Genomic DNA, 2952 nt, shown 5'->3' on the forward strand with positions numbered 1-2952 from the left:
CGGTGCCGTCGGCGCGCAGGCCGGCGGCCGAGCCGGTGCGGGCGGCGGTGCTCACGGGCGTACGGAGCGAGGACCTGGACCAGGCGGACCCGCACCCCGAGGTGCTGCGCGCCTACGCGCCGTACGGTCTGATCGTGGTGATCTTCTCGGTCGCCCAGATCCCGCCGGTCAAGGACCTGCTGGCGAAGGCGACACAGGTCTTCGACTGGCCCTTCCTCGATGTCACCGACTCTGCGGGCGAGCCGGTCGGCGCCAATGTCTTCTCGCTGCCGCTCGTCGCCACGGGCGGCACACTCGTCCTGCTCGCGGGACTGTTCACGGCCGCCGTACTCGGCGTACGGGCCGGTGACGCGGCGCGCGAGTGGGCGGGCACGGTGTACGAGTTGCGGTACGCGATCCTCACCGTCACCTCGGTGCTGGCCCTCGCGTATGTCATGAATCTCTCCGGGCAGGCGGCCACCATCGGCCACTTCGTCGCGGCGGCGGGCGCGGGACTGGCGTTCCTCTCACCGATCCTGGGCTGGTTCGGTGTCGCGGTCTCGGGCTCGGACACCTCGGCCAACGCGCTCTTCGGCGCGCTCCAGGTGACGGCGGCGAACGAGTCGGGCCTGTCGCCGGAGCTGCTGGCCGCGGCGAACAGCTCCGGGGGAGTGCTGGGGAAGATGATCTCGCCGCAGAATCTGACGATCGCCTGCGCGGCGGTGGGACTGGCGGGGAAGGAGGGGGACCTGCTGCGCAAGGTGCTGCCGTGGAGTGTGGGTCTTCTGCTGGTGATGTGCCTGATCGTGGTGGGGCAGAGCACGGCGGTGCTGGGATGGATGCTTCCGTGACGGCTGACGCTTGACGGCGACGCCTGACGGCCGACGGCTCTGGGCCGGCCCTTTATGGCCGGCCTCTGGATCCATCGGTACGAGGGGTCCGGTACGGGTAGTTTGTCGTGAGCGCAGTGGCAGCAACATCTGGAGGGGTCGCAGTGGCCGATTTGTCGCAGCTCGTGAAGGCGTACGACGTGCGCGGGGTGTACCCGGAGCAACTGGACGACCGGCTCGCGGAGCTTTTCGGCGCGGCCTTCGTCCAGGTCACCGGCGCCGGCGCGATCGTCGTCGGCCATGACATGCGGCCCTCCTCGCCCGGACTGGCGGCGAGCTTCGCGCGGGGCGCCGTCTCGCGCGGGGCGGACGCCACGATCATCGGGCTGTGCTCCACCGACCAGCTCTACTACGCGTCGGGAAAGCTCGATCTGCCGGGCGCGATGTTCACGGCGTCGCACAACCCGGCCCGGTACAACGGCATCAAGATGTGCCGGGCGGGCGCGGCGCCGGTGGGCCAGGACACGGGCCTGGCGGAGATCCGTACGCTGGTCGAGGGCTGGCTCGAAGAGGGCGCTCCGCCCTCGGTGACCGGGGCGACCGCGCCGGGCACCACCGCCCGGCGGGACACGCTGACCGATTACGCGGCGCATCTGCTGTCCCTGGTCGACCTCTCCGCGATCCGCCCGCTGAAGGTCGTCGTGGACGCCGGCAACGGCATGGGCGGACACACGGTCCCGACGGTCTTCGAGGGCCTGCCGCTCGATGTGGTGCCGATGTACTTCGAGCTGGACGGCACGTTCCCGAACCACGAGGCCAACCCGCTGGACCCGAAGAACATCGTGGACCTCCAGGCCCGGGTGCTGGCGGAGGGCGCGGACCTGGGCCTGGCCTTCGACGGCGACGCAGACCGCTGCTTCGTGGTGGACGAGCGCGGCGAGGGCGTCTCGCCGTCGGCGATCACGGCGCTGGTGGCGGCGCGTGAACTGGCCAAACATCCGGGCGGCACGGTGATCCACAACCTGATCACGTCCTGGTCGGTCCCGGAGGTCGTCCGGGAACAGGGCGGCGTTCCCGTACGCACCAGGGTCGGCCACTCCTTCATCAAGCAGCGGATGGCCGAGACCGGCGCGATCTTCGGCGGCGAGCACTCCGCGCACTACTACTTCCGCGACTTCTGGAACGCCGACACGGGCATGCTGGCCGCGCTCCATGTCCTGGCGGCCCTCGGCGGCCAGGACGGACCGCTGTCCGAACTGGTCTCCTCGTACGACCGCTACGCCGGCTCCGGCGAGATCAACTCCACGGTCACCGACCAGACGGCCCGCACGGAGGCGGTACGTGAGGCTTTCGCGGGCCGCGAGGGCGTGACCTTCGACGAACTCGACGGGCTGACGGTGACGGGTACGGAGTGGTGGTTCAACCTCCGCCCTTCCAACACGGAACCGCTCCTGCGCCTGAACGTGGAAGCGCGCGACGAGACGACGATGACCAAGATCAGAGACGAAGCCCTGACCTTGATCCGCGCCTGAGCCCTCGCTGGTGGTCCCAGCGCGGGACCAGGGCCAGGGCCAGGGCCAGGACCTGGAGCGGGCGTGGAGCGGGCGTGGAGCGGGCGGGGGCGGTCGGGATCGGGACCGTACCCCGGAATGGGCCTCACCCCGGGGCCCGGCGGTAGGCTGACGTGGCCCGATCCACCTGTTCTGTTCGAAGGGACATCACCCTCATGCCGCTCGAAGCCGGCCTCCTGGAGATCCTCGCCTGCCCGGCCTGTCACGCGCCGCTCAGCGACAGCACGGCAGCCGACACCCCCGAGCTGATCTGCACCGGCGCGGACTGTGGCCTGGCCTATCCGGTACGGGACGACATCCCGGTCCTCCTCGTCGACGAGGCACGTCGTCCCGCCTGAGAAAACCACCGCCTGAGGACCCACGCCTGAGGACCCACGCCTGAGAACACCCGGGCACCGCATCCACAGTCGCACCCACAGCGCCACAACCAAGCGCCGCCACGGCGTCCCGCGCCGGGCGATCGGAGGCCCCATCCCATGCTCGACGAGTCGCTGCTCGACGCTCCCGACGCACTGGCCGACGCCGACCGCCGCGGTCTGCTCCGTGGCGCGGCCGAGGCCGGAGCCCGGGTG

Annotated in this window: 3 protein-coding genes; all 3 read left to right on the forward strand. The window is 70.8% G+C overall.

All coding sequences use genetic code 11. The annotated features are described in order from the left end of the window. On the forward strand, window positions 1-830 hold an 830-nt coding region (locus GA0115259_RS12380; protein WP_176732525.1), incomplete at its 5' end, for an L-lactate permease. Between the two features lie 143 nt (window positions 831-973). Then, the gene (locus GA0115259_RS12385; RefSeq protein WP_093595162.1) at window positions 974-2341 is read left to right on the forward strand and encodes a phosphomannomutase/phosphoglucomutase; all 1368 of its coding nucleotides are present in this window, start codon (window positions 974-976) and stop codon (window positions 2339-2341) included. Between the two features lie 194 nt (window positions 2342-2535). Further along, a complete protein-coding gene (locus GA0115259_RS12390; protein WP_093595165.1) occupies window positions 2536-2718 on the forward strand; it encodes a Trm112 family protein in 183 nt (60 codons plus the stop codon). Window positions 2719-2952: the final 234 nt, after the last annotated feature.

The sequence above is a fragment of the Streptomyces sp. MnatMP-M17 genome (assembly GCF_900091995.1).
In the GTDB taxonomy this organism is placed as follows: Bacteria; Actinomycetota; Actinomycetes; order Streptomycetales; family Streptomycetaceae; genus Streptomyces.